The organism is Aeromicrobium phragmitis (assembly GCF_003674095.1).
Lineage (GTDB): Bacteria > Actinomycetota > Actinomycetes > Propionibacteriales > Nocardioidaceae > Aeromicrobium > Aeromicrobium phragmitis.
This window is the reverse complement of sequence record NZ_RDBF01000008.1, coordinates 127,605-151,914: the sequence shown is the minus strand read 5'-3', so window position 1 is coordinate 151,914 and position 24,310 is coordinate 127,605. Positions and strand designations below refer to the sequence as shown.

General features: G+C 70.3%; 26 protein-coding genes and 1 riboswitch. All 26 genes read right to left on the bottom strand.

Annotated features, from left to right (window positions below):
* Window positions 1–19: 19 nt before the first annotated feature.
* Window positions 20–1,123: a phenylalanine--tRNA ligase subunit alpha gene (gene pheS / locus D9V41_RS11900; protein ID WP_121794789.1), complete on the bottom strand. Its 1,104-nt coding sequence runs from the start codon at window positions 1,121–1,123 to the stop codon at window positions 20–22.
* Window positions 1,124–1,132: 9 nt separating this feature from the next.
* The gene (locus tag D9V41_RS11895) at window positions 1,133–2,203 is read right to left on the bottom strand and encodes a sensor histidine kinase (protein WP_121794788.1); all 1,071 of its coding nucleotides are present in this window, start codon (window positions 2,201–2,203) and stop codon (window positions 1,133–1,135) included.
* Between the two features lie 60 nt (window positions 2,204–2,263).
* The gene (locus D9V41_RS11890) at window positions 2,264–3,034 is read right to left on the bottom strand and encodes a TrmH family RNA methyltransferase (RefSeq protein ID WP_243697249.1); all 771 of its coding nucleotides are present in this window, start codon (window positions 3,032–3,034) and stop codon (window positions 2,264–2,266) included.
* A gap of 47 nt (window positions 3,035–3,081) precedes the next feature.
* Window positions 3,082–3,474, bottom strand: a complete 393-nt coding sequence (gene rplT, locus D9V41_RS11885) for a 50S ribosomal protein L20 (RefSeq protein ID WP_121794786.1) — start codon at window positions 3,472–3,474, stop codon at window positions 3,082–3,084.
* A 33-nt stretch (window positions 3,475–3,507) separates the two neighbouring features.
* On the bottom strand, window positions 3,508–3,702 hold the full coding sequence (gene rpmI, locus D9V41_RS11880; RefSeq protein WP_121794785.1) for a 50S ribosomal protein L35: 195 nt from the start codon (window positions 3,700–3,702) through the stop codon (window positions 3,508–3,510).
* Between the two features lies 1 nt (window position 3,703).
* On the bottom strand, window positions 3,704–4,381 hold the full coding sequence (gene infC, locus D9V41_RS11875) for a translation initiation factor IF-3 (protein WP_121794784.1): 678 nt from the start codon (window positions 4,379–4,381) through the stop codon (window positions 3,704–3,706).
* Window positions 4,382–4,728: 347 nt separating this feature from the next.
* Window positions 4,729–5,214 (bottom strand): SseB family protein, encoded by a 486-nt coding sequence (locus D9V41_RS11870; protein WP_121794783.1) that lies wholly within the window; start codon window positions 5,212–5,214, stop codon window positions 4,729–4,731.
* Window positions 5,211–5,627 carry a PH domain-containing protein gene (locus D9V41_RS11865; protein WP_121794782.1) on the bottom strand — a complete coding sequence of 139 codons (417 nt, stop codon included), beginning with the start codon at window positions 5,625–5,627 and terminating at the stop codon, window positions 5,211–5,213. Before D9V41_RS11865 ends, D9V41_RS11870 begins: the two co-directional genes overlap by 4 nt.
* Window positions 5,627–6,472 carry an ATP phosphoribosyltransferase gene (gene hisG / locus D9V41_RS11860; RefSeq protein ID WP_121794781.1) on the bottom strand — a complete coding sequence of 282 codons (846 nt, stop codon included), beginning with the start codon at window positions 6,470–6,472 and terminating at the stop codon, window positions 5,627–5,629. Before hisG ends, D9V41_RS11865 begins: the two co-directional genes overlap by 1 nt.
* A gap of 82 nt (window positions 6,473–6,554) precedes the next feature.
* Window positions 6,555–6,818, bottom strand: a complete 264-nt coding sequence (locus D9V41_RS11855; RefSeq protein ID WP_121794780.1) for a phosphoribosyl-ATP diphosphatase — start codon at window positions 6,816–6,818, stop codon at window positions 6,555–6,557.
* Window positions 6,819–6,854: 36 nt separating this feature from the next.
* Window positions 6,855–7,328, bottom strand: coding sequence for a 6,7-dimethyl-8-ribityllumazine synthase (gene ribH, locus D9V41_RS11850; RefSeq protein WP_121794779.1), 474 nt, complete (start codon window positions 7,326–7,328; stop codon window positions 6,855–6,857).
* 49 nt (window positions 7,329–7,377) lie between these two features.
* Complete coding sequence (locus D9V41_RS11845; protein WP_121794778.1) at window positions 7,378–8,637, bottom strand: bifunctional 3,4-dihydroxy-2-butanone-4-phosphate synthase/GTP cyclohydrolase II; 1,260 nt, start codon at window positions 8,635–8,637, stop codon at window positions 7,378–7,380.
* A complete protein-coding gene (locus tag D9V41_RS11840; RefSeq protein WP_121794777.1) occupies window positions 8,630–9,241 on the bottom strand; it encodes a riboflavin synthase in 612 nt (203 codons plus the stop codon). The genes D9V41_RS11845 and D9V41_RS11840 overlap by 8 nt, the downstream gene beginning before the upstream one ends.
* Complete coding sequence (gene ribD / locus D9V41_RS11835) at window positions 9,241–10,296, bottom strand: bifunctional diaminohydroxyphosphoribosylaminopyrimidine deaminase/5-amino-6-(5-phosphoribosylamino)uracil reductase RibD (RefSeq protein ID WP_243697248.1); 1,056 nt, start codon at window positions 10,294–10,296, stop codon at window positions 9,241–9,243. The genes D9V41_RS11840 and ribD overlap by 1 nt, the downstream gene beginning before the upstream one ends.
* A 69-nt stretch (window positions 10,297–10,365) precedes the next feature.
* Window positions 10,366–10,491: riboswitch (FMN riboswitch) on the bottom strand.
* A gap of 59 nt (window positions 10,492–10,550) precedes the next feature.
* Complete coding sequence (rpe, locus tag D9V41_RS11830) at window positions 10,551–11,207, bottom strand: ribulose-phosphate 3-epimerase (protein WP_121794811.1); 657 nt, start codon at window positions 11,205–11,207, stop codon at window positions 10,551–10,553.
* Between the two features lie 371 nt (window positions 11,208–11,578).
* Entirely contained in the window at window positions 11,579–12,862 is a 1,284-nt protein-coding gene (locus D9V41_RS11825; RefSeq protein ID WP_121794776.1) for an RsmB/NOP family class I SAM-dependent RNA methyltransferase, read from the bottom strand.
* Window positions 12,859–13,782 (bottom strand): methionyl-tRNA formyltransferase, encoded by a 924-nt coding sequence (gene fmt, locus D9V41_RS11820; RefSeq protein ID WP_121794775.1) that lies wholly within the window; start codon window positions 13,780–13,782, stop codon window positions 12,859–12,861. Before fmt ends, D9V41_RS11825 begins: the two co-directional genes overlap by 4 nt.
* Window positions 13,783–13,806: 24 nt before the next feature.
* Window positions 13,807–15,741: a primosomal protein N' family DNA-binding protein gene (locus tag D9V41_RS11815; RefSeq protein ID WP_208006841.1), complete on the bottom strand. Its 1,935-nt coding sequence runs from the start codon at window positions 15,739–15,741 to the stop codon at window positions 13,807–13,809.
* Window positions 15,742–15,968: 227 nt separating this feature from the next.
* Window positions 15,969–17,156, bottom strand: coding sequence for a methionine adenosyltransferase (metK, locus tag D9V41_RS11810; protein WP_121794774.1), 1,188 nt, complete (start codon window positions 17,154–17,156; stop codon window positions 15,969–15,971).
* A gap of 64 nt (window positions 17,157–17,220) precedes the next feature.
* Window positions 17,221–18,429, bottom strand: coding sequence for a bifunctional phosphopantothenoylcysteine decarboxylase/phosphopantothenate--cysteine ligase CoaBC (coaBC, locus tag D9V41_RS11805; protein ID WP_121794773.1), 1,209 nt, complete (start codon window positions 18,427–18,429; stop codon window positions 17,221–17,223).
* A gap of 30 nt (window positions 18,430–18,459) precedes the next feature.
* Window positions 18,460–18,777, bottom strand: a complete 318-nt coding sequence (rpoZ, locus tag D9V41_RS11800) for a DNA-directed RNA polymerase subunit omega (RefSeq protein ID WP_121794772.1) — start codon at window positions 18,775–18,777, stop codon at window positions 18,460–18,462.
* 27 nt (window positions 18,778–18,804) lie between these two features.
* On the bottom strand, window positions 18,805–19,440 hold the full coding sequence (gene gmk / locus D9V41_RS11795) for a guanylate kinase (RefSeq protein WP_166376018.1): 636 nt from the start codon (window positions 19,438–19,440) through the stop codon (window positions 18,805–18,807).
* Window positions 19,406–19,726, bottom strand: coding sequence for an integration host factor, actinobacterial type (mihF, locus tag D9V41_RS11790; RefSeq protein ID WP_121794770.1), 321 nt, complete (start codon window positions 19,724–19,726; stop codon window positions 19,406–19,408). Before mihF ends, gmk begins: the two co-directional genes overlap by 35 nt.
* Before the next feature lie 2 nt (window positions 19,727–19,728).
* Complete coding sequence (locus tag D9V41_RS11785) at window positions 19,729–20,178, bottom strand: hypothetical protein (RefSeq protein WP_133434177.1); 450 nt, start codon at window positions 20,176–20,178, stop codon at window positions 19,729–19,731.
* Complete coding sequence (gene pyrF / locus D9V41_RS11780; protein ID WP_121794768.1) at window positions 20,175–20,999, bottom strand: orotidine-5'-phosphate decarboxylase; 825 nt, start codon at window positions 20,997–20,999, stop codon at window positions 20,175–20,177. Before pyrF ends, D9V41_RS11785 begins: the two co-directional genes overlap by 4 nt.
* Window positions 20,996–24,310, bottom strand: a complete 3,315-nt coding sequence (carB, locus tag D9V41_RS11775) for a carbamoyl-phosphate synthase large subunit (RefSeq protein ID WP_121794767.1) — start codon at window positions 24,308–24,310, stop codon at window positions 20,996–20,998. Before carB ends, pyrF begins: the two co-directional genes overlap by 4 nt.

The following is a 24,310-nucleotide window of genomic DNA, read 5'->3' as shown; positions in this document are numbered from 1 at the left end:
CGTGCGTTACCTCTCGAACTCACAGACCGATGCCGAAGGGCTCGGTGAAGCGGATGTCGCCGTCCCACAGATCGCGCAGATCCGCGATGTCGTAACGGCTGGTGATCGTGCGGTCGAGACCCATGCCGAAGGCGAAGCCGGAGTACCGCTCCGGGTCGACGCCGCAGGCGATCAGCACGCGCGGGTTGACCACGCCGCACCCGCCCCACTCGACCCAGCCCTCACCGCGGCAGGTCGGGCAGTCGGCCACCTGAGCCGGATCGTTGCGGCAGACGTAGCACAGCAGGTCGACCTCGGCGCTGGGCTCGGTGAACGGGAAGTACGACGGCCGGAAGCGCGTCGTGGTGCCCTCGCCGTAGATCGCGGTCGCGAGGTGATCGAGCGTGCCCTTGAGGTGCGCCATCGACAGCCCCTCGTCGATCGCGAGGCCCTCGACCTGGTGGAAGACCGGGGCGTGCGTGGCGTCGGGCTCATCCGTGCGGAAGACCCGACCCGGGCATGCGATGTAGATGGGCGGCTTGCGGGTGAGCATCGTGCGCGCCTGCACCGGCGACGTGTGCGTACGCAGCACCATCGCCGCCTCCGCGGGCGCGACCCAGAAGGTGTCCATCATCGTGCGGGCCGGGTGGTCCGGCCCGAGGTTGAGCGCGTCGAAGTTCAGCCACTCGGCCTCCACCTCGGGGCCTTCGGCGATCTCCCAGCCCATCGCCACGAAGATGTCGGCGACGTGGTCCTGAATCGTGGTGAGCGGGTGCCGTGCGCCGACCGGCTCCATGTCGACCGGCACCGTGACGTCCACCGCCTCCTCGGCGAGGCGTCGATCGAACTCGGCGGCTTCGACCTGCGCGGTGCGCTCGGCGAGTGCTTTGTTCACCGCGCCGCGCGCCTGCCCCACCCGCTGTCCGGCCTCCTTGCGGGCCTGCGGCGGCAGCGCACCGATCTCGCGATTGGCCAACGCGAGCGGAGAGCGATCCCCGACGTGGTCGATCTTGACCTGCTTGAGCGCCTCGACGGAATCGGCGGCGGCGATCGCCGCGAGGGCCGCGTCGCGCATGCGCTCGACCTCGTCGGCGCGCAGTGGGGTCACTTCGACGGGGTCGTAGTCGGAGTTGGGCGCGGACATGACGACCTTTCAGTGACGGATCGAGGGGCCTTCGGTCGAGTTTATCGACGGGGCCTCCGCCGTCAGCGACGCGGGCTCGTTGATCGGCAGCCGCACCCGGATGCGCGCTCCCCCGGACTCACCGGTACCGATGTCGATCGTGCCGTGATGCTGCTGCACCACGCCCCGCACGATGAACATACCCAGGCCGCTGCCGGCGCCGGGTCCGCTCTTCCAGAACCGGCTGAAGACGCGCTGACGCAGCTCCACGGGGATGCCGCTGCCGTGGTCGCTGACCTCCACGACGACGCCGTCACCGTCGCGCCGGACGGCGAGTTCCCGCAGCCCGTCGCCGTGCCGGATCGCGTTCTCGACGAGGTTCGTCACGACCTGCGTGATGCGGTCCTCGTCGCCCCAGATCACCGGGATCTCCCCCTCGACGGTCGGCGCCGGCTGGTCGTCGGCGGCCGCGAAGGCACTGGCGAGCACCCGGGCGGCGAGCGCGTCGAGCTGAACCGGGCCGGTGCGCAGCGTGAGCCGCCCGGAGTCGATCCGCGCCGCATCCAAGAGTTCGGCGATCAGCCTGCTGAGCCGGTCGGCGTCGGCGTCCACCGTCGAGAGCATGAACTTGCGCTGCTCCTCGCTGAACTGCTCCCAGCGGCTGAGCAGGGTGGCAGTGAAGCCTTTGATCCCGGTGAGCGGGGATCGCAGCTCGTGCGCGACGGTGGCGACCATGTCCGAACGTTCCCGGTCGCGCTGGTTGCGGATGCGCGCGTTGCGGATCGAGACGATGACCTGGACGACGCGTCCGGCCGGCCGCTCCCGGATCAACGAGGCGGTGATGAGGTACTCACTCCCCCGCGGCGACCACCACGAGTGTTCGGAGATGCGCTTGCGCAGCTCGAAGCCGTCATAGGGGCGAACCACGTCGAACCAGGAGTTGCCGTTCAGGTCGTCGAACGGCACGGCCTCCGAGAGGTGCATCCCGAGCATCTCGTCACCGACGGCCCGCGCCATCTCGCGGACCCGTTCGTTGACGTACTCGACGACGCCGTCGGCATCGGCGACGATCACGCCGTCGGGGAAGTTCTCGAAGGACACGCAGGCGAGGATAGTCCGACGGGAGGGTCTCCTCCTAGTCAGATGAGCGAGCTCAGATGATCATCTATGCATGGCACCGGCTGACGCGTAGACGCAGACGGCGGCCGCGGTGGCGAGATTGAGGCTCTCAGCACGCCCGTACATGGGCACGCCGACGACCTCGTCGGCCAGCTCGCGCACCTGCGTCGGCAGCCCGTGCGCTTCGTTGCCCATCACCCACGCCGTGGGGGCAGACAGGTCGAGCGCCGCGTCGTCGAGCAGCCGTCCGCCGCCGTCGGCGCCGAAGACCTGCAGCCCGGCGCCCTGGAGCGTCTCGACGGCGCGGACGAGGTCGCGCTCCAGCAGGACCGGGAGATGGAAGAGCGAGCCCGCGGTGGACCGGACCACCTTGGGGTTCAGCGGATCGACGCTGTCACCGGCCACGATCACGGCGTCGGCACCGGCGGCGTCGGCACAGCGGATCACGGCGCCCAGATTGCCGGGGTCGCGGATCTGCGCGCACACGACCACGAGTCGTGCCTGAGCGGGCAGTGCGTCCAGCGTGACCGTGACGTCGTGACAGCGCGCCACGATCCCCTGGGGCTGCACCGCATCGGCGATCTCGGCGAGGACGTCGCCGGACACCACGTGCCAGGGCAGGACCGGATGCGCATCGCGCCAGGCGCCGTGGCGGGCGGTGGCCTCCGCGGTGGCGAACACCTCGATGACGACCTCGGGCTCGGCGAGCGCCTCGCGGACGGCTTGCGGCCCCTCGGCGAGGAACTCGCCCGTCTTGGCCCGGAACGCACGAGTGGCGAGCCGCCGGGCGTGCTTGACGCGTGCGGAACGCACGGTCAGCTCGCCGGGCTGGCTCGCCACTGGTGGTGGAGTCGAGGGACTCAGGCCGCGGACTCGGCCTTGGGCGCGTTGACGTCCTCGGGAAGGTTGGCCTTGGCCACCTCGACGAGGGCGTTGAACGCCGCGATGTCGTTGACCGCGAGATCGGCGAGGATCTTGCGGTCGACCTCGACCTCGGCGGCCTTCAGGCCCTGGATGAAACGGTTGTAGGTCAGACCCTGCGCACGCGCCGCGGCGTTGATGCGCTGGATCCAGAGGCGCCGGAAGTCGCCCTTCTTCGCGCGGCGGTCGTTGTAGGAGTAGACCAGCGAGTGAGTGACCTGCTCCTTGGCCTTGCGGTACAGGCGCGAACGCTGTCCACGGTAGCCCGAGGCCCGCTCGAGGACCTCACGGCGCTTCTTCTGTGCGTTCACGGAACGCTTGACGCGTGCCATCGGTGTCTCCTTAGAAAATCAGTGGGGCGCGGCTCAGAGTCCGAGCAGCTTCTTGACCTGCTTGGTGTCGGCCTTCGACACCTCGGTGGTGCCGTCGAGGCGACGGGTGCGGGTCGAGGACTTGTGCTCGAGCAGGTGGTAACGGTTCGCCTGCTGGCGGCGCAGCTTGCCCTTGCCGCTGAGCTTGACGCGCTTCTTCATGCCCGAGTGGGGCTTGAACTTCGGCATGTTAGGCCTCCATGTCTGGGTCGAGGTTCTCGGAGCGACGCCGCGGCTTCTTGGGCGTCGCATTCTTCTGCTGGGCCTCGCGGTAGGCCTTCTCGGCCTCCGCCTCGGCTTCGCGGTCGGCGACACGCTGCGCGGTGTTCTCGGCCTTCTCGGCCTTGACCTGCGCCTGCGCCTCCGACTTCTTCTTGTGAGGAGCGAGCACCATCGTCATGTTGCGACCGTCCTGACGGGCGTTCGACTCGATGAATCCGAGATCCTCCACGTCGGCGGCCAGCTTCTGCAGCAGCCGGAACCCGAGCTCGGGTCGGTGCTGCTCGCGGCCGCGGAACATGATCGTGATCTTGACCTTGTCGCCCGCGCGAAGGAATCGCACGACGTGACCCTTCTTGGTGTCGTAGTCGTGCTGGTCGATCTTCGGGCGGAGCTTCATCTCCTTGATGATCGTGTTCGACTGGTTGCGTCGGGACTCACGGGCCTTCTGGGCAGCCTCGTACTTGAATTTGCCGTAGTCCATGAGACGGCACACCGGCGGGCGGGCCTGCGGCGCGACCTCGACGAGGTCGAGGTCGGCTTCGGCAGCCAGGCGCAGGGCATCGTCGATGCGGACGATGCCCACCTGCTCACCGCTCGGTCCGACGAGACGTACTTCGGGAACGCGAATCCGCTCGTTGACGCGCAGCTCTGTGCTGATGGGTCCTCCTGATGGTCGTGGATGGAGGACATGAAAAATGGCCTCCGCGAAACGAAGGCCACCATCGCGACACGCGCGCGGCGTATCGGGCGCGACGACACGTGTACGCCGCGCAGAACCTCAAGGTCCGAGAACCAGGCAGGTGGGAGGTGACCTCCACTTCGATCAACCATGTTAGCAGGTTGGTTGTTCCCGGCGCCAATCCGACCCGCGCCCCAGCGAGCAGTGCAACGCTCGCGTCGTGGCGCGGTGGCGGTGAGCCAGCACGCACCGCGAGCCCGCACGTGCGGGACAACTCACCGCTCGCCTCGGGTGAGGGCCGGTCACCCGGCCGACTAGTCGACGGGCGCGACCCAGGCCGTGCCGGCCGGGGTGCGGACCAGCACGTGCTCCTGGGCGAGGTGCTCGACGTCCTCGGTCTCGACGACGCGGAATCGCGGGCTTCCGAGGTCCACGAGCATGGCCGAGGCGCCCTCGGCGAGCGCCGCGCGGGCAGCGTCGCGCCCGTACACCGGGACCGGACGCGCCTGCGGGTTCCACTGGTGCATCGCGTCGACGCTGGTGAACGTCAGCAACGCTTGCCGTCCGTCGGCTCCTTGCATCAGCACCGCGGCCATGTCGGCGTTCTTGTCGCCCTCGATCGCGGCGACGTCGGCATCGCCGGATAGCACTGCGACGACGGCCACGAAGATCCGGGCGCCGCCGAGACGGCCCAGGACGTCGACGTCACTGCCGTCAATGACTTCCGCCAGCGCCGGATCGAGCCGGCCGTCGTCGTCGGGGAACGCGGGTTCGGCGAGCGTCGGTCCGTGCCCGCTCATCGCAGCCGCTCCTGAAGCCATGCGACCGCCTCGCGCGCCGCGGCCCCGTCGCTGCCTTGGATGGCGAACAGGATGACCCGTTCGTCCTCGCGGGTCACGAGCGTCGGCCAGGGCGCACCCTCGCGCATGGCGATGGACCCGACCTCGTCCCAGCGGAGACGTCGTCTGCGGAAGCCGTTCACGACCGTGAGCCCCTCGTCGTCGGCGTGCACCCGGCTGCGGCTCACCGCATACGCGAGCAGGGCCACCAGCGCGACGAACGCCCACAGCGTCGCGGCCTGCGAGACCGTGAACACGACATCCTCGGGCAGCGCGCGACCGATGACGATCATGAGCACCACGAGGATCGCCGTGGAGAGCCACATGATGAGCGAGACCGCAACGGGCCGGAAGCTCCTGCGCGTGGCGTCCATCAGATTCGGCAGGACAGGATGTCGGTGACGAGGATGCCGCGAGCGCCGATCGCGTAGAGGTCGTCCATGACGCGCTGGGCAGTGTCGCGCGGCACCATCGAGCGCACGGCCACCCACCCTTCGCGATGCAGCGGCGACACTGTCGGGGACTCGATACCCGGGGTGAGCCGCACGGCCTCCTCCACCCGGTCCACGCGGATGTCGTAGTCCATCATCACGTAGGTGCGCGCCACGAGAACGCTCTCGAGCCGGCGACGGAACACCGCCAAGCCCTCGGGTTCGGCTCCCTCGTGGCGAGTGACGACGACCGCCTCGGAGGAGAGGATCGGCTCGCCGAAGACCTCCAGTCCGGCCTGGCGCAGCGTGGTGCCGGTCTCGACGACGTCCGCGATCGCGTCGGCGACGCCGAGGCGGATCGACGTCTCGACCGCCCCGTCGAGGCGGACGACGTCGGCCTCGACGCCGAGCGTCGACAAGTGGGACCGCACGATGCCGGGGTAGGACGTGGCGATGCGACGACCCGCGAGCTCGCGCTCGGAGGTCAGCGTGCCGGCGGGAGCGGCGAAACGGAACGTCGACTCGCCGAAGCCCAGCGCCATCGCCTCGTCGGCCTTGGCGCCGGAGTCGAGCAGCAGATCACGTCCGGTGATCCCGACGTCGAGCGTGCCCTCCCCCACGTAGATCGCGATGTCGCGGGGACGCAGGTAGAAGAACTCGACCTGATTGTCGGCGTCGACACTGACCAGGTCCTTGGCGTTGCGGCGCTGCCGGTACCCGGCTTCCGCCAGGATCAGCGCGGCGGCGTCGGACAGCGCACCCTTGTTGGGGACGGCGACCTTGAGCATGGTGCATCTCTTTTCGTCCGGTCGGGCTCGGGTCACGACAGCGGCTGAACCCGGGGCGTTCGGTGGGTGGGATCCGCTGCCGTCACAGATGCGCGTAGACGTCGTCGAGCGTGATGCCGGCGGCGATCATCATGACCTGGGCGTGGTAGAGCAGCTGGCTCAGCTCCTCGGCCGCGCGCTCACGTCCCTCGTGCTCGGCGGCCATCCACGACTCGGCCGCCTCCTCCACCAGCTTCTTGCCGATGGTGTGCACGCCGGCGTCGAGCTCAGCGACTGTGCGCGAACCCTCGGGGCGGGTGGCGGCCTTGTCGCTCAGCTCGGCGAACAGACCCTCGAACGTCTTCATCGTGCGCCAGTCTATCGTCCCGCCCGGACCGCCCGGTCAGCCCCGCAGCGCGCTCAGCGTCGCCCACGTGGCAAGCGCTGCCTCAGCTGCCTCGCGACCCTTGTCCTCGTGGCTGTCGGCGAGGCCGGCGCGGTCCAGCGCCTGCTCCTCGGTGTCACAGGTCAACAGGCCGAACCCGACCGGAACGCCGGTGTCGAGCGCCACCCGCGAGAGACCGTCGGTCGCCGCCGCGCACACGTAGTCGAAGTGCGGCGTCCCGCCGCGGATGACGACACCGAGCGCCACGACCGCGTCGTAGCCCTGCTCGGCGCAGGCCTTCGCGACGAGCGGCAACTCGAACGAGCCCGCGGTTCGCACGAGGTCGACCTGAGCGGCCCGGGCGTCGGCGAGTGCGAGCTGCGCGCCCGCGATCAATCCGTCCATCACCGTGGTGTGCCAGCTCGAGGCGACGATGGCGACCTTCGCGCCGCTCGCGTCGGTGGTCAGGTTCGGTGCTCCGTGTCCGCTCATGCCGACACCTCCTTGACGTGCTGCCTCATGCTCGCTCGCTGGCGCTCGCTCATGCGGGTGCTCCTTCATCGAGATCGGCGTCGTCGAGGGCGACCAGGTCGGGCAGGTCGTGCCCCATCCGTTCGGCCTTGGACTGTAGATACCGCAGGTTGTGTCGTGTCGGCCGGACCGCGATCGGCACGCGCTCGTCGACCTTCACACCGTACGTGGCCAGCTGGGCGGCCTTGTCGGGGTTGTTCGTCAGCAGCCGCACCGAGTCCACTCCCAGATCGCGCAGGATCTGGGCGCCGGCGGCGTAATCGCGTTCGTCCTCGCCGAACCCGAGTTCGAGGTTCGCGTCGACCGTGTCACGTCCGCGTTCCTGGAGCGCGTAGGCCTGGAGCTTGTGGAGCAGCCCGATGCCACGGCCCTCATGACCGCGCAGGTAGACCACGATCCCGGCGCCCGCCGCGGTGATGTCGGCCATGGAGGCTTGCAGCTGCGGACCGCAGTCGCACCGCTGCGAGCCGAACACGTCACCGGTCAGGCACTCCGAGTGCAGTCGGGTGAGGACGTTCGCGGTCCCCGGCTCTCCGTATACCAGCGCGATGTGCTCGCCGCCGTCGATGCGATTGCGGTACCCATGCGCGACGAAATCGCCGAACTCGGTGGGCAACTGCGTGGTGGCGAGGCGGTCGACCTGGCTCTCGTGGAGGCGGCGGTAGACCTGAAGGTCCTCGATCGACACGAGCGCGAGGCCGTGCTCGTCGGCGAACTCCCGCAGCTCCGGCAGCCGCTTGAGGGTGCCATCGTCGTTCATGACCTCGCCGATCACCCCGGCCGGGGTCAGCCCGGCCAGCCGGGCGAAGTCGACGGCCGCCTCGGTGTGGCCGGGGCGTTCGAGCACGCCACCGGGCTTGGCCCGCAGCGGCACGATGTGGCCGGGCTGGACCAGCTCGAACGGTTCCGTGGCCGAGTCGGCCAGCACACGGCAGGTCCGCGCCCGGTCGGCGGCCGAGATGCCCGTGGTCACGCCGTCCCGCGCGTCGACCGAGACCGTGTACGCCGTGCGCAATCGGTCACGGTTGTGCGGTGTCATGAGCGGAATCGCGAGGCGGTCGAGGATCTCGCCCACGACCGGGGCGCAGATCAGCCCGCTGGAGTACCGGACGAGGAACGCCATGAGTTCGGGTGTGGCCTTCGAGGCGGCGAAGATGATGTCGCCCTCGTTCTCACGGTTCTCGTCGTCGACGACGACGATCGCCTTGCCGGCGGCGATGTCGGCGATGGCGCGCTCGACCGGGTCGAGTCGCACAGCAGGGTCAGCCATGCATGGCTCCTTTCGCGAGCAGACGCTCGACGTACTTGGCGAGGACGTCGACCTCGAGATTGACGCGAGCGCCGGTCGGCAGAGCGCCGAGCGTGGTCTCGGCGAGGGTGGTGGGGATGAGCGAGACGGTGAACGACGATTCAGACCCGTCGATGACGTCGACGACGGTCAACGAGGTGCCGTTGATCGTGATCGAGCCCTTCTCGACGAGGTACCGGGTGAGGGACCCGGGAACACCGAAGCGCAGGACCTCCCAGTGCTCGCTCGGTGTCCGGTCGAGCAGCGTGCCGGTGCCGTCGACGTGGCCCTGCACGATGTGCCCGCCGAACCGGGTCTGCGGGGTCATGGCTCGTTCGAGATTGACCGGTGAGCCGGCCACGAGGTCGCCCAGCGACGAGCGCTTGAGCGACTCGGCCATGACGTCAGCGCCGAACACGTCGCCGTCCAGCGTGGTGACGGTCAGGCAGACACCGTCGACCGCGATCGAGTCGCCGTGGCGGGCATCCGCCGCGACGCGTGGGCCGCGGACGAGCAGGCGCACCGCGTCCTCCTGCGGCTCGACGGCGACGATCTCGCCGACTTCCTCAACCAGTCCGGTGAACATCAGTACCCCTCTCCTTTGCCCATCGCCTCGCGCGGCGGCGGTCCGGGCGTGCCGACGATGCGGATATCCGGACCGATCCGCCGCACGTCGGTGATCGTGATCGGACGCAGGTCGGCGAGGGTGGTGGCCTCGCCTTCCAGCGCCGCTCTGCCGGACCCGAGCATGGCCGGCGCGAGGTAGCCGATGAAGCGGTCGATGAGCCCGGCGTTCCAGAAGGCACCGGCAAGTCGCGGTCCGCCCTCCAGCCACACGTGGTGGATGTCGTTCTCCATGAGCTTGGCCAGCACCTCGTGCGGCTCGCGAGTTTGAATGAGCAGGGTCGGCGCGACCCGGTCGAAGACGCGGTAGTAGTTGGGAATCGTGGTCTCGCCGACGACGATGCGCATGGGCTGCTGCGCGTACGGCAACGGCATGTCGTCGGCGTCGCGCACGGTCAGCCGGGGATCGTCGGCGAGGACGGCGCCGGTTCCGGCCATGATCGCGTCGCACTCGGCGCGGAAGTGCTGGACGTCGCGGCGCGCCTCCGGGCCGGTGATCCACTTGCTGGTGCCGTCGGGCGCGGCGCTCAACCCGTCGAGCGTCGCCGCGTACTTCCAGGTCACGAACGGCCGGTTGTGCCAGTAGCGCGTGGCCCACGGCGCGAGCAGCTCTTTGGCCTCGTCGGCCAGGACGCCGGTCGTCACCGTGATTCCTGCGTCGAGCAGGGTCCGCGCTCCCCCCGCACCGACCGGATTCGGGTCCTCCACCGCGTACACCACCTCAGCGACACCGGCCGCGATGAGCGCCTGAGTGCACGGTCCGGTGCGACCGGTGTGATCGCACGGCTCGAGGGTCACGACGGCGGTGGCGCCTCGGGCGGCGGCTCCCGCCTGCTGCAGCGCGTCCACCTCGGCATGGGGCGTGCCCGGACCCCGGTGGGCCCCCACGGCGAGTGCGCGGCCGTCGGGGTCCAGCAGGACGCAGCCGACCGGCGGATTGGGCAACGTGCGCGGCACGGCGCGGGCGGCATCGAGAGCACGACGCATCGCCGTCTCGAGGTGCTCGGTGGTGGGCACTGCTTCGCTCTCCCGCGGTCGGGTGCCCGCACGACCGGGGTAGCGCCCACGGCCGACGGCCGAGGACGTGGCGTGCGCCTCCCATCCGGACTTTCACCGTCGGTCCTGGAGTTCCACCAGGTCAACCGGTCCCGAAGGACCGGGTCGCGGACTGTCACCGCCGGCTCGGACTTTCACCGACCCCGGGCACGCGAGCACGTGGCTCGTATGTCCCCATCGTAACGGAGCGCGGGTGGGGAATGCGGCCGGCTCGGTCAGTGGGTGCAGGACAGCGCGCGATCGCGCAACGCCTGGACCATCGCGTCGGGGTCGTCGGCGCCGAACACGGCGGACCCGGCGACGAAGGTGTCGGCACCCGCTTCGGCGCACCGTTCGATCGTCTCCAGCGACACTCCGCCATCGACTTGCAGCCAGATGTCGCCACCTGTCGCGGCGATGAGCTCACGGGTGCGCCGGATCTTGGGCACGCACAGATCGAGGAACTTCTGGCCGCCGAACCCTGGCTCGACGGTCATCACGAGCACCATGTCCAGCTCGGGCAGCAGATCGGCGTAGGGCTCGATCGGCGTCGCGGGCTTGAGCGCCATCGACGCACGCGCCCCGAGAGCCCGGATCTCGCGGGCGAGCCGCACGGGGGCCCGTACGGCCTCAGCGTGGAAGGTCACGCTGGCCGCACCGGCCTCGACGAATTGAGGTGCCCAGCGGTCGGGGTCCTCGATCATCAGATGGGCGTCGATGGGCTGAGCGACCGCCTTGGACAGGGCCTCGATGACCGGGGCGCCGAGCGTGAGGTTGGGCACGAAGTGGTTGTCCATGACGTCCATGTGCAGGAAGTCCGCACCAGCGATCCGGGCGGCCTCGGTCGCGAGGTTGGCGAAGTCGGCGTTCAGCAGGCTCGGGGTGATGCGCACGTCGGACACGCCGTCAGCCTAGCGGCGGATCGCCGGCGGACCACCTACCCCCGGAACCCGGTGGTCGAGTAGCGACGAGCTCGCTGTTTGAGCTGGTCGAGTAGCGGCGAGCTCTGCGAGCCGCAATGGAGCCGTGGCGCCCCGGTCTCGATACGGTCGGTCGCTGAGCGACCTCCCTACTCGACCACCGAGTTGTGGCTGGTCGAGTAGCGGCGAGCTCTGCGAGCCGCATATCGAGACCACACGAGACGACGTGGTCTCGCTCCAGCGCGGCTACGCCCCTCCTGCGCTGGCTCCATCGTCGGTCGCTGAGCGACCTCCCTACTCGACCACCGATGGGCTCACTCGGCACACCGGCCTCGACTAGGCCGCTAGCGGCGGCGCAGCAGCGCCAGGAACATCGCGTCGGTGCCGTCGATATGGGGCCACCACTGCTGCATCGACTCCAGGACCAGTCCCTCGTGCTCCTGCAAAGCGGCATCGACGACCGCGCGGGTCTCGGCCACGACGGGTGAACACGTCGCGTAGGCCACGACGCCGCCGGGACGGGTCAGTTCGATGGCGCGCGCGAGCAACTGGCCCTGCAACGCGACGAGGTCGTCGAGGTCTGCGGTCGTGCGGCGCCAGCGCGATTCCGGACGCCTTCGCAAGGCGCCGAGTCCCGTGCACGGGGCGTCGACGAGGACCCGGTCGAAGCTGCCCGGCTCCCACGGGCCGCGACGTCCGTCGTGCACGGTGACCTCGACATTGTCCAGCGCCCGGACCGCTTGACGCACGAGGTCGGCGCGATGCCGCTGCAGTTCGTTGGCGACGACGCGGGCTCCCCGCCCGGCGGCGAGCGCCGCCCAGAGCGCGGATTTGCCACCCGGGCCCGCGCACAGGTCGAGCCAGCGCTCGTCGCGGCCTTCGACCGGCGAGGCCGCCGAGGTGATGGCGACCAGCTGCGACCCCTCGTCCTGGACCCCGGCGCGCCCGTCGCGCACCGCGGGGATGTCCCCGGGCATGCCGCCGCTTTCGAGGATGCGGGCGTACGGCGACAGCTTCCCGGGAACCCCCGGGAGTTCCTCGGGATCGGCGAGGCCCGGCCGGGCGACGAGCGTGACCTTGGGGGCCGCGTTGTCCGCGGCGAGCAGGTCCACGAGCTGCGCGGGGTCCGGCAGCGCCTCGCGCAGCTCCCGCACGATCCACCGCGGATGGGAGAACCGAACCGCAAGTGCGTCGTCGTCGTCAAGCCCCTTCGTCACCTCGCTCAGCCAGGTGTCGAGGTCGCGTCGGCCGATCCGGCGCAGGATCGCGTTCGTGAAGCCGACCGGCTTGTGCCCCACGTGCCGTCGGACGAGTTCCACAGTGGTGGTGACGGCAGCATGGTCGGGCACCCGCATGCTGAGCAGCTGATGCGCGCCGAGGCGCAGCGCGTCGAGGACCGGCGGGTCGATCCGCTCGATCCCGTGGCTGGCCAGGGAATCGATGATGGCGTCGTAGGTGCCGCGAAGGCGCACCGCACCACTGACCAACTCGGTGACGAACGCGGCGTCCCGCCCGGACAGCTGATGCTCGCGGAGCACCCGCGGGATCACGAGGTTGACGTACGCGCCATCGTCACTGACCTGCCGGACGATGTCGTAGGCCGCGGTGCGCGCGGCGTCGACACTCATCGCAGCACCGCCGTCGTCGCACCCCCGAGGCCGCGGCCCCAGTCGGCGGCAGGCATGGACTTCTTGCCGTGCGGCTGGACCTGCCCGAGCCGCACGTCCGTCGTGCCGGTGCCCACGCGGACCTCCCGTTTGCCGATCGACACCTCCCCCGGTGCCAAGGTCGACTCCTCCAGCACGTCGAGCGGGCCCAGCTTCAACCGGTTCTCCTCGTGCGTCGTCCAGGCGCCGGGAGCCGGAGTGCACCCGCGGATCTGGCGGTCGATCGCGAAGGCGGGGCGGGTCCAGTCCACGCGCGCGTCCTCGGTCGTGAGCTTGGCGGCGTAGGAGACGCCGTCCTCGGGCTGCTCGATGGCGCCGATGTCGCCGTCCTCGATGTGGTCGAGCGCGTCGACGAGCAGGCCGGCGCCCGCGTCGGCGAGCCGCTCCAGGAGCGTGCCGGCGGTGTCGTCGGGACGGATGCGCTCGGTGAGTGTTCCGAGCACCGGGCCGGCGTCGAGCTCCTCGACGAGGCTGAACACGGTGGCTCCGGTGACTTCGTCACCGGCCATGATCGAGCGCTGCACGGGCGCTGCCCCGCGCCATGCGGGCAACACGGAGAAGTGCAGGTTGATCCACCCGTACTCGGGCAGGTCCAGGAGGTCGCGGCGCAGCAGCGCTCCGTAGGCGACGATGGCACCGCAGTCCGGTTCGAGCGCCCGGAGGGTGGCGAGGAACTCAGGATCCGATGCGGATGCGGGCTTGAGCACCGTCAGGCCGGCCTCCTCCGCCGCCACGGCCACCGCCGAGGGCTCGAGCCGGCGTCCCCGGCCTACCCGGGCGTCGGGGCGGGTCACGACCGCCACGACCTCGTGCCGGCTGGCGATCAGCGCACGCAGCGACGGGACGGCGGTGTCAGGGGTGCCCGCGAAGACGACTCTCACGAGGGTCGAGTCTAGGTGGCGACCTCAGAAGTCGATCGGGTCGATCTGGATTCGCCAGGGCGGCAGCTTGGCCGCGCTCCGCTCAGCGGCGGCCTGTTTGAGGGCGGCGGCCAGCGCCGACCCCTCGCGTCGCGGGGCTCGCAGAATGAGCCGCTCGCGCTGCTCATCGACCGGAACGGGCCCGAGGATCTCGGTGTGCGGAGTCCAGGAACGCTGCATCAGCGGCGCGATCTCGGCGGTCGGACCCTCGACCGTCGCGAGTCGGCCGACGGGTGGCAGGTGCGTCTCGGCGCGCTCGGCGAGCTCCCGGTGGGCGAGTCCCACGGGGTCGGCGCGGACGAGCGCCTGCAGCGTGGGCGAGTCGCCGACCGCGACGGCGCGCCCGTGGTGGGCGGCGAGCGCCAGCGCGTTGAACCAGCGCCGGTGCGCCTCCTCGGCCACCCGCACGTCATCGCGCGCGAGCATGAGCCAGGTGTCCAGCAGCACGACGACGGCGTACCCGCCGACCACGGTCGGTTCGGCGCCCGGCGTGGCGAGCACGAGGACTCGCTCGTCCGCGTCCGGCTCGACGTGGTCGAGCACCGACGCGCCTCCGGAGGTGACGATTCGGTGGTCGGTGAACGCCTGGGCGAACTCCTCGGCCGTTCGCAGCTGTCCCACGACGGGGGCGCGCAGGCGGTCGTCGCCGCAGTGCGGACACCGCCAGTGCTCGACCGTGGTGCCGCACCATCGGCAGCCGAGCGGCGCCCGCGCTGAACGCTGCACGAGCGGGCCGGAGCAGGCTGGGCACTCGGCGCGCTCGCGACATCGCTGACACGCGACGGAGGCCCGGTAACCGCGCCGCGGCACCTGGACGAGCACGTGTCCATCGGCCTGCCGGACGGCCGTGAACACGGCGTGCGGCAGGCGGACCGGCGCCGCTCCGGTCTCGGTGCCGTCGGTGACGGTGAGCTGGGGCCACTCCCGCCGCCGTGCCGCTTGGTCGCCGCTGAGACTGACGCACCACCCGGACTCGACCAGGGACTGCGCTTCCGCGGTGCGGCCGTATGCCGCCAGCAGCACCCCGGCCGACTGCTGCGCGGCGCGCAGGAGCAGCACCTCGCGGGCGTGCGGATAAGGCGCCCTCGGCTCCGCGTAGAGGTCGTCGCCGTCGTCCCACATCGCGACGAGCCCCAGATCGCGAACCGGGGCATACGCCGCCGCGCGCGTGCCGAGCACGACCGGAACCTCGCCTCGCGACACTCGCAGGAACGACCGATAGCGGGCGGCTGGCTTCTGTGCACCGGTCAGGACGACGTGGCGGCCCTCTCCCAGGACCTCGGTGAAGATGGCGTCCCAGCGAGCCACGTCCCGGACGTCGGGAACGCAGACGACGGCGCCGCGGCCGGACCGCACCGCGGCAGCGACGGCTTGCGCGACGGCGCGCTCGGGCTCATGGCGCGGCAGGACCGACAGCACCGCCCGGGGACTTCGTCCAGCCGCGAGCGCCTCGATGAAGGCCGGGCCGTCCAGATAGGGGTACCAGGCGTCGGAGCCCGGATCCTCCGGCGGCGGCGCCTGGTCCTCGCGCGGATGTGCCTCCGCCCGGGCGTGCCGCGGCGGGATGGCCAGGCGAAGGACGTCGGCGAGCGTGCCCGCATAACGGTCGGCCACAGCCCGGGCGAGCGTCAAGACCTCCGGCGCGAGCACCGGCTCGGGTGACACCAGCTTGTGCAGCGGGGCGAGTCGCCCCTCGTGGGCGGTGTCGTCGACCAGCTCGGCGATGACACCGTCGGTGAGCTTGCCGGCGAAGCGAACCTTGACCCGGCACCCGGCGCCGGCCTCGGCGAGGAGGTCGTCGGGCACCCGGTAGTCGAAGGGGCGGTCCAGGTGCGGCAGCGGGGTGTCGATCAGCACGCGTGCCACCGACGCCGAGGGCGCGCCCGCCTCGGCCCCGGGAAACGCCAGCTGATCGGTCACGCGTCGATTCTCCCAGCCGCCGCCGACAGCATCGACACGTGGAACGCCGAGTGGTCAGCGCGATCGAGTAGCGGCCGCGGAAGGAGCCCGCACGGAGCCCAAGTGATCTCGATATGCGGCTCGCAGAGCTCGCTGCTACTCGACCACCAACGACATGCGCTACACCCACGTGGTCTCGATACGCCGCTCGCAGAGCTCGCTGCTACTCGACCGCCGCTGACCCCGGCTCAGAGACCGGCGGCGGCCCGCAGCGCGTCGGCGCGGTCGGTGTTCTCCCAGGGAAGGCCGGGGCGCCCGAAGTGGCCGTAGGCGGCCGTCTGGGCGTAGATGGGACGCAGCAGGTCCAGATCACGCACGATGGCCGCGGGGCGCAGGTCGAAGACCTCGAGCACCGCGTCGCGGATCGTGTCGACCGGAACCGTCTCGGTGCCGTAGGTGTCGACGTAGAAACCGACCGGGTGCGCGACGCCGATCGCGTACGCGACCTGCACCTCGGCCTTGGTGGCAAGCCCGGCGGCGACGATGTTCTTGGCGACCCAGCGCATCGCGTAGGCGGCCGAGCGGTCCACCTTGCTCGGGTCCTTGCCCGAGAAGGCTCCGCCACCGTGACGGGCGTAGCCGCCGTAGGTGTCGACGATGATCTTGCGGCCGGTCAGCCCGGCGTCGCCCATCGGCCCGCCGATGACGAACTTGCCGGTCGGGTTGATGTGCAGCTGGTAGTCGCTGGCGTCGATGTCGTACTCGGCCAGCACGACGTCGATGACGTGCTTCTTGAGGTCGGTCGGGAGCTGGTGCTCCAGGTCGACGCCGTCCTCGTGCTGCGTGGAGACGACGATCGCCTCGACGCGCTTGGGACGGTCGTCGTCGCCGTACTCGATCGTGACCTGCGTCTTGCCGTCCGGGCGCAGATACGGCAGCGTGCCGTCCTTGCGGACGCGGGTCAACTGCTCGGCGAGCCGGTGCGCGATGGTGATCGGCAGCGGCATGAGTTCGGGCGTCTCATCGATCGCGAAGCCGAACATGAGGCCCTGGTCGCCGGCGCCCTGGCGGTCCAGCGGGTCGGCCGACTCGCCGGTGCGATCCTCGTAGGCGGTGTCGACGCCCTGCGCGATGTCCGGGGACTGCGCGTCGAGGGTGACCTGCACGGCGCAGGACTCGCCGTCGAAGCCCTTGATGGAGGAGTCGTAGCCGATCTCGAGGACACGGTCTCGGGCGATGCGCGCGATGTCGACGTACGCCTCGGTCGTGACCTCACCACCCACGAGCACCATGCCGGTGGTCACGAACGTCTCCGCCGCGACCCGGCTCTTGGGGTCGGCGGCGAGCAGTGCGTCGAGGATGCTGTCGCTGATCTGGTCGGCGATCTTGTCCGGGTGGCCCTCGGTGACAGACTCCGAGGTGAACAAACGGCTCACGGTATGAATTCTCCTGTGGGTGGACGTCGTTAGCACTGTACTCGGCCTCGCCAGGCCGGCCCGGTCATCCCAATCGTTGGACGATCGTGTCCCAGATGACGTGCGCGACCTCGGCCTTGGGGCGACGTCCGACCGGCGCGGCGGCTCCGTCGGCGGTCAGCAGGAGCACGTCGTTGTCGTCCTGACCGAACACTCCTCCCCCGCTGACGTCGTTGACGACCAGCAGGTCGCATCCCTTGCGGGCGAGTTTGGCGCGGGCGTGGTCGAGCACGCTGCCGTTCGCGTCGCCGGTCTCGGCGGCGAAGCCGGCGATGAACGGTTCGGCGGCACCCGCCGGGCGGCTGCGGACGAGTTCGGCAAGGACGTCGGGGTTCTCGACCAACTCGATCGTCGGCGCGGCACCGTCGGTCCGCTTCTTGATCTTGGCGTCGGCGTACGTCGCCGGGCGGAAGTCGGCGGGGGCCGCCGCCATGACGACGGCGTCCGCGCCGACGGACGATTTCAGCACGGCGTCGCGGAGTTCGGCGGTGGTGGTGACGTCGATGCGCTCCACTCCGGCCGGTGTCGGCAGTGCCACGTTGGCAGCGACGAGGGTGACCTCTGCGCCGCGGGCCGCGGCCGCTTCGGCGAGGGCGAGGCCTTGCCGGCCCGACGAGCGGTTGCCCAGGAACCGCACCGGATCGAGGAACTCCCGGGTGCCGCCGGCGCTGACGACGACCCGCCGTCCGGCGAGGTCACGCGGGCGCCCGGCCAACACGTTCACGCATACCGCGTGAATATCCTCGGGATCGGGAAGACGTCCGGCGCCGGAGTCGGCACCGGTGAGGCGGCCGACCGCCGGATCGATGACGATCGCCCCGCGCTCACGCAACGTCGCGACGTTGGCCTGGGTGGCCGGGTGCTCCCACATCTCGGTGTGCATCGCCGGCGCGAACACCACCGGACACCGGGCGGTGAGCAGGGTGTTGGTGAGCAGATCGTCGGCCAGGCCTTGCGCCGCCCGGGCGAGCGTGTTGGCAGTGGCGGGTGCGACCACGACGAGATCGGCGCTCTGGCCGATCCGCACGTGCGGCACCTCGGGAACGTTGTCGAAGGTCGCGGTCTGCACCGGGTGCCCCGACAAGGCCTCCCACGTCGCGGCGCCCACGAAGTTCAGCGCCGACTCGGTCGGCACCACGCGGACCTCGTGACCGGACTCGGTGAACAGGCGCAGCAGGAGGGCGGCCTTGTAGGCGGCCACTCCCCCGCTGACACCCAGGACGATCGCGCTCATGCGAGAGTCATGCGACGCTCGGCGGCTGGCTCAGGCGTCGCCGGAAGCGGCGTCGCGCGCGGCCTGAGCCGCGGCAGCCTCGGCCTCGGGGTCGATGTCCTCGACGGTCAGCAGGCCCTCGTTGATCTCGCGCAGCGCGATCGACAGGGGCTTCTCCTGGACCTCGGTCTCCAGCAGCGGGCCGACGTACTCGAGCAGGCCCTCACCGAGCTGCGAGTAGTAGGCGTTGATCTGGCGGGCGCGCTTGGCGCTGTACAGGACCAACTTGTACTTGGAGTCGGTCTTCTCCAGCAGGTCGTCGATCGGGGGGTTGGTGATGCCCTCGGCAGCCGAACGGGTGGTGGACACGGTGATCCGCCCTCTCGTGATGTGGGATTACTGAAACGGGGTTGAGGGAATCTCGGTGATTCCCGATCTGAACAAGTCTACCAAGGCCGCGCACGCTTCCTCGACTTCGGTGTTGACGATGGTCACATCGAACTCGGCTTGAGCGGCGAGTTCGTCGCGCGCGGTACTCAAGCGGCGCTCGCGTTCCTCCTCGCTCTCCGTGCCGCGGCCCACCAGACGACGCACCAACTCCTCCCAGCTCGGCGGGGCGAGGAACACCATGAGCGCCTGCGGCATGCGCTGCCGTACCTGGCGGGCGCCCTGCAGATCGATCTCCAACAGGGCCGGCCGGCCGTGGGCCAGTCGTTCCTCGACTTCCGCCCGCGGCGTGCCGTAGCGGTACCGGCCGTGGACCGTGGCCCACTCGAGCAGCCCGTCGGCGGCGACGAGTCGGTCGAACTCCTCGTCGCTCACGAAGTGATAGTGGTGGCCGTCGATCTCGCCCGGGCGCGGAGGCCGAGTGGTGACCGAGACCGAGATCCAGATCTCGGGATGGTGTTCGCGGATGCACGCAGCGACGGTTCCCTTGCCGACGGCGGTGGGTCCGGCAAGGACGACGAGCCGCGAGCGATGTGTGCCGGCCCCCACGTCAGCCGCGACGACCGAACTCGGCGATGAGGTCACGCTCCTGCTTGGGACCGAGCCCGCGGAGCCGGCGCGATTCGGCGATGCCGAGCCGTGCCATGATCTCCTGGGCCGTCACCTTGCCGACTCCGGGCATCGCCTGGAGAAGATCGAGCACCTTGAGCTTGGCGATCGCCTCGTTGGTCTTGGCTTGCTCCAGGACGTCGGCGATCGACGCGCCAGAGTGCTTGAGACGGTTCTTGACCTCGGCTCGCACGAGGCGTGCCTCGGCAGCCTTCGCCAGAGCCTCGCGCCGCTGCTCGTCGGTCAACTTCGGCAGAGCCACGCCTACTCCTTCGCCTCGGGTTGCTCGAGCGTCACTCCGCACTGGTCGTCGATGTCGGCGACGACCGCCTTGCGCTGCTCGACCGTGTCGTTGAACGCCCGATAAGCCTCGTTGAGGGAGTCGCGCTGCTCCTGCGAGAGCGCCGCGACGGTCGCCGAGTCGCCCATCTCCTCCAACGGTACGCCGGCGGCTTCCTGCGCGGCGATGACGCCGTCGGTGACGGCGGCGATGGTGACCCAGTCGGGCTGGATCCGCTCAGGTGCTGCCTCCGCGATCTGCCGCGCCGCACTGGCATACTCCGCGTAGGCGGCATCGGTGCGCTCGGCGCCGAAGGAGTTCAGGACCTCCTCGTTCTCCTCCACCGCGGAGCAGTACGGATCACTGCCCAGACACCCGGCCAGCGAGCCCGCCGCGAGGACTGCGACGGCGGCCGAAACCCACTGCTTCCTCACGACCACGACCCTACAAGGTCGTCGTTGAGCCGCAGGACGGACTCGCGGAGGGCCGCGACGTCCGGGCCCGCGCTCAGCACCCCGCGCGAGGTGGACACGATGATCGCGTCCCGGACGTCCCCGAAGATCCTGCCGAGGTCGGCCAGCGTGCCCCCTTGCGCGCCATACCCGGGCACGAGCAGCGGGCCGTTGATGTCGAGGTCCTCGGCCGTATGCCCGATCGTCGCTCCGACGACCGCACCGAGCGGCCCCATCGGCTCGATACCGGCGTTCGCGGCCCGTAACTGGGCCAGGATCGAGCCGGCGACCGTGTCGCCGGTGCCGGTGAGCGCGTGCTGGACCTGCGGTGCCTCGGGGTTCGACGTCAGTGCGAGCACGAAGACGCCGGCGTCGTTCTGCTCGGCCGCGGTGAAGAACGGCGCGAGCGTCCCGAACCCGAGGTACGGGCTGACGGTGATCGCGTCCGCCGCCATCGGCGAGTCGTCGTCGAGGTAGGCCGTGGCATACGCCGCGGCCGTCGAACCGATGTCACCGCGCTTGGCGTCGAGGATGACGAGGCTGCCGGTGTGCCGCAGGTCGGCGATCGTGCGTTCGAGCACCGCCACGCCGCGCGCGCCGAACCGCTCGAAGAACGCCGATTGCGGCTTGACGAACGCAGCTCTCCCGGCGAACGCCTCGACGCAAGTCGCCGCGAAGCGTTCGAGTCCGTCGATCGAGTCGCCCACGCCCCACTCCTCGAGGAGTCCGGGGTGCGGATCGATGCCGACGCAGGCCGGGCCGTACGCCTGCATCGCCGCGAGCGCCCGCGACCCGAAGCTCATCGGGCCTCCGTCACAGCGGCGCCCCAGGACTGGAGGGACCGCACACCGATCGACTCCGCACGCTGCGCCTCGATGCCCTGGACGGCGGCCGCGAGGCCCTGCACGGTGGTGATGCAGCCGATCCCCTCGGCCACCGCGGCGGTGCGGATCTCGTAGCCGTCGATGCGCGGGCTGCCGCCACGGGTGTTGCCGTGCGGGGTGTTGATGACGAGCTGGACCTCCTGCGCGTGGATGCGGTCGACGATCGAACCACCGTCCGCACCGTCGCCGGGCGCCTCGTGGAGCTTGCGCACCACGGTGGCGGGAACGCCGTTGCGGTGCAGCACCTCGGCCGTACCGCGCGTCGCGAGGATCTCGAAGCCGAGATCGGCCAGCCGCTTGACCGGGAAGATCATGTGCCGCTTGTCCCGGTTGGCGACCGACACGAACACCGCGCCCGACGTGGGCAGGCCGTTCTGTGCGCCCGCCTGACTCTTGGCGAAGGCCGCGCCGTAGTGCGCGTCGATGCCCATGACCTCACCGGTCGAGCGCATCTCCGGGCCGAGCACCGTGTCGACGTAACGGCCCTCATAGGTCCGGAAGCGACTGAACGGCATGACCGCTTCCTTGACCGCGACGGGCGCGGCCGACGGCAGCTGCCCGCCGTCGCCGAACGCCGGCAGCACTCCGGCGGCGCGGAGCTCGGCGATCGACTCGCCGAGCATGAGCCGGGCGGCGGCCTTCGCCAGCGGCGTCGCCGTCGCCTTGGACACGAACGGCACGGTCCGCGAGGCCCGCGGATTGGCCTCGAGCACGTACAGCGTGTCCGAGCTCAGCGCGAACTGGATGTTGATGAGGCCGCGGACGCCGACGCCGGCGGCGATCGCCTCGGTCGACTCCCGGATCCGCTCGATCTCGCTCTGGCCGAGCGTGATCGGCGGCAAGACGCACGCGGAGTCGCCGGAGTGGACCCCGGCCTCCTCGATGTGCTCCATGATGCCGCCGAGGAACAGCTCCGAACCGTCGTACAGCGCGTCGACGTCGATCTCGACCGCGTCGTCGAGGAAGCGGTCGACGAGCACCGGACGCTCCGGGGAGATCTCGGTGGCGGTCCGGATGTAGTTCTTGAGCGCCTCCTCGTCGTACACGATCTCCATGCCGCGGCCGCCGAGCACGTACGACGGCCGGACGAGCACCGGGTAGCCGATCTCGTCGGCGATGCGCTTGGCCCCCTCGAAGGTCGTCGCGGTGCCGTGCTTCGGAGCGGGCAGCCCGGCATCGGCGAGCACCTGTCCGAACGCGCCACGCTCCTCGGCGAGGTCGATCGCGGCCGGCGGCGTGCCCACGATCGGGACACCGGCCGCCTCGAGGCCCGCGGCGAGACCGAGTGGCGTCTGCCCGCCGAGCTGCACGATGACACCCGCGACGGGACCGGCCTGCTGCTCGGCGTGCACGACTTCGAGGACGTCCTCGAGGGTGAGCGGCTCGAAGTAGAGCCGGTCGCTCGTGTCGTAGTCGGTCGAGACCGTCTCGGGGTTGCAGTTGACCATGACCGTCTCGTAGCCGGCCTCGCTCAGCGCGAGCGCGGCGTGGACGCACGAGTAGTCGAACTCGATGCCCTGGCCGATGCGGTTGGGGCCGCTGCCGAGGATCAGCACCGCCGGGCGCTCCCGCGGCGTCACCTCGGTCTCCTCGTCGTAGGAGGAGTAGTGGTACGGCGTCCGGGCGGCGAACTCGGCGGCACAGGTGTCGACGGTCTTGTAGACCGGCCGCACGCCCAGTGCGTGCCGGACACCACGGACGACGTCCTCGCGCATGTCGCGCAGCTCGCCGATCTGGGCGTCGCTGAAGCCGTGCCGCTTGGCCAGCCGGAGGAGCTCCGGGGTAAGGTTCTCCGCCTCCTGGACGCGCTGGGCGACCTCGTGCACCAGGAAGAGCTGATCGACGAACCACGGATCGATCGAGGTGTGCTCGTGGATCTGCTCGGGCGTCGCGCCCGCACGGATCGCGTTCATGACCAGCCGCAGCCGTCCGTCCTGGGGGCGCTCGATCTCAGTGAGCAGGACGTCCTTGTCCCCCGGGTCTCCCATCCAGTCGAACGTGGCACCCACGCGCTCGAGCGAGCGCAGCGACTTGCCCAGCGCCTCGGTGAAGTTGCGGCCGATGGCCATCGCCTCGCCGACCGACTTCATGTGCGTGGTGAGCGTCGAGTCCGCCGCGGGGAACTTCTCGAACGCGAAGCGCGGCACCTTGACGACGACGTAGTCGAGCGTCGGCTCGAAGCTGGCCGGCGTCTCGGCGGTGATGTCGTTGGGGATCTCGTCCAGCGTGTACCCGATGGCGACCTTCGCGGCGATCTTGGCGATCGGGAAACCGGTCGCCTTCGACGCCAGCGCGCTCGAGCGGGACACGCGCGGGTTCATCTCGATGACGACGATGCGCCCGTTCTCGGGGTTCACGGCGAACTGGATGTTGCAGCCCCCGGTGTCCACGCCGACCTCGCGGATGACGCCGATCGAGATGTCGCGCAGTCGCTGGTACTCCACGTCGGTCAGCGTCATGGCCGGAGCGACGGTGATGGAGTCGCCGGTGTGGACGCCCATGGGGTCGAGGTTCTCGATCGAGCAGACGATGACGACGTTGTCGGCCTGATCGCGCATGACCTCGAGCTCGTACTCCTTCCAGCCGAGGATCGACTCCTCGAGGAGCACCTCGGTGGTGGGACTGAGCGCGAGCCCGCTGCCGGCGATGCGGTGCAGGTCGGCCTCGTCGTAGGCCAGGCCCGAGCCGGAGCCTCCCATCGTGAAGGACGGGCGCACGACGACCGGGTAGCCGAGATCCTCGACGGCCGCAAGGCACTCCTCCATCGAGTGGCAGATCGCGCTGCGGGCGACCTCCGCTCCCCACTGACTCGGCAGCGACTCGACGATCGACTTGAAGATCTCGCGGTTCTCGCCCTTCTCGATCGCCTCGACGGAGGCGCCGATGAGCTCGACGCCGTATTTGTCCAGCACGCCGTTGTCGTGCAGCGCGATGGCGGCGTTGAGGGCGGTCTGCCCGCCCAGCGTCGCCAGCAGCGCGTCCGGGCGCTCGGCGGCGATGACCTTCTCGACGAATTCGGGAGTGATGGGCTCGACGTACGTGGCGTCGGCGAACTCCGGGTCGGTCATGATCGTGGCCGGGTTGGAGTTGACGAGGATCACCCGGATGCCCTCGTCGCGCAGCACGCGGCAGGCCTGGGTGCCCGAGTAGTCGAACTCGCAGGCCTGGCCGATGACGATGGGGCCCGAGCCGATGACGAGGACCGAGCTGATGTCTTCCCGCTTTGGCAT

Bases quoted from the DNA above. Each gene is read 5' to 3' on its own strand.
- pheS (WP_121794789.1), bottom strand. From the start codon at position 1,123: ATGTCCGCGCCCAACTCCGACTACGACCCCGTCGAAGTGACCCCACTG.
- rplT (WP_121794786.1), bottom strand. From the start codon at position 3,474: ATGGCACGCGTCAAGCGTTCCGTGAACGCACAGAAGAAGCGCCGTGAG.
- rpmI (WP_121794785.1), bottom strand. From the start codon at position 3,702: ATGCCGAAGTTCAAGCCCCACTCGGGCATGAAGAAGCGCGTCAAGCTC.
- D9V41_RS11870 (WP_121794783.1), bottom strand. From the start codon at position 5,214: ATGAGCGGGCACGGACCGACGCTCGCCGAACCCGCGTTCCCCGACGAC.
- D9V41_RS11865 (WP_121794782.1), bottom strand. From the start codon at position 5,627: ATGGACGCCACGCGCAGGAGCTTCCGGCCCGTTGCGGTCTCGCTCATC.
- hisG (WP_121794781.1), bottom strand. From the start codon at position 6,472: ATGCTCAAGGTCGCCGTCCCCAACAAGGGTGCGCTGTCCGACGCCGCC.
- D9V41_RS11855 (WP_121794780.1), bottom strand. From the start codon at position 6,818: ATGAAGACGTTCGAGGGTCTGTTCGCCGAGCTGAGCGACAAGGCCGCC.
- ribH (WP_121794779.1), bottom strand. From the start codon at position 7,328: ATGAGCGGACACGGAGCACCGAACCTGACCACCGACGCGAGCGGCGCG.
- D9V41_RS11845 (WP_121794778.1), bottom strand. From the start codon at position 8,637: ATGGCTGACCCTGCTGTGCGACTCGACCCGGTCGAGCGCGCCATCGCC.
- D9V41_RS11840 (WP_121794777.1), bottom strand. From the start codon at position 9,241: ATGTTCACCGGACTGGTTGAGGAAGTCGGCGAGATCGTCGCCGTCGAG.
- D9V41_RS11825 (WP_121794776.1), bottom strand. From the start codon at position 12,862: ATGAGTGTCGACGCCGCGCGCACCGCGGCCTACGACATCGTCCGGCAG.
- coaBC (WP_121794773.1), bottom strand. From the start codon at position 18,429: ATGAGCGCGATCGTCCTGGGTGTCAGCGGGGGAGTGGCCGCCTACAAG.
- pyrF (WP_121794768.1), bottom strand. From the start codon at position 20,999: ATGAGCTTCGGGTCGCGGGCGCTCGCGGCGATGCAGGCGTACGGCCCG.
- carB (WP_121794767.1), bottom strand. From the start codon at position 24,310: ATGCCAAAGCGGGAAGACATCAGCTCGGTCCTCGTCATCGGCTCGGGC.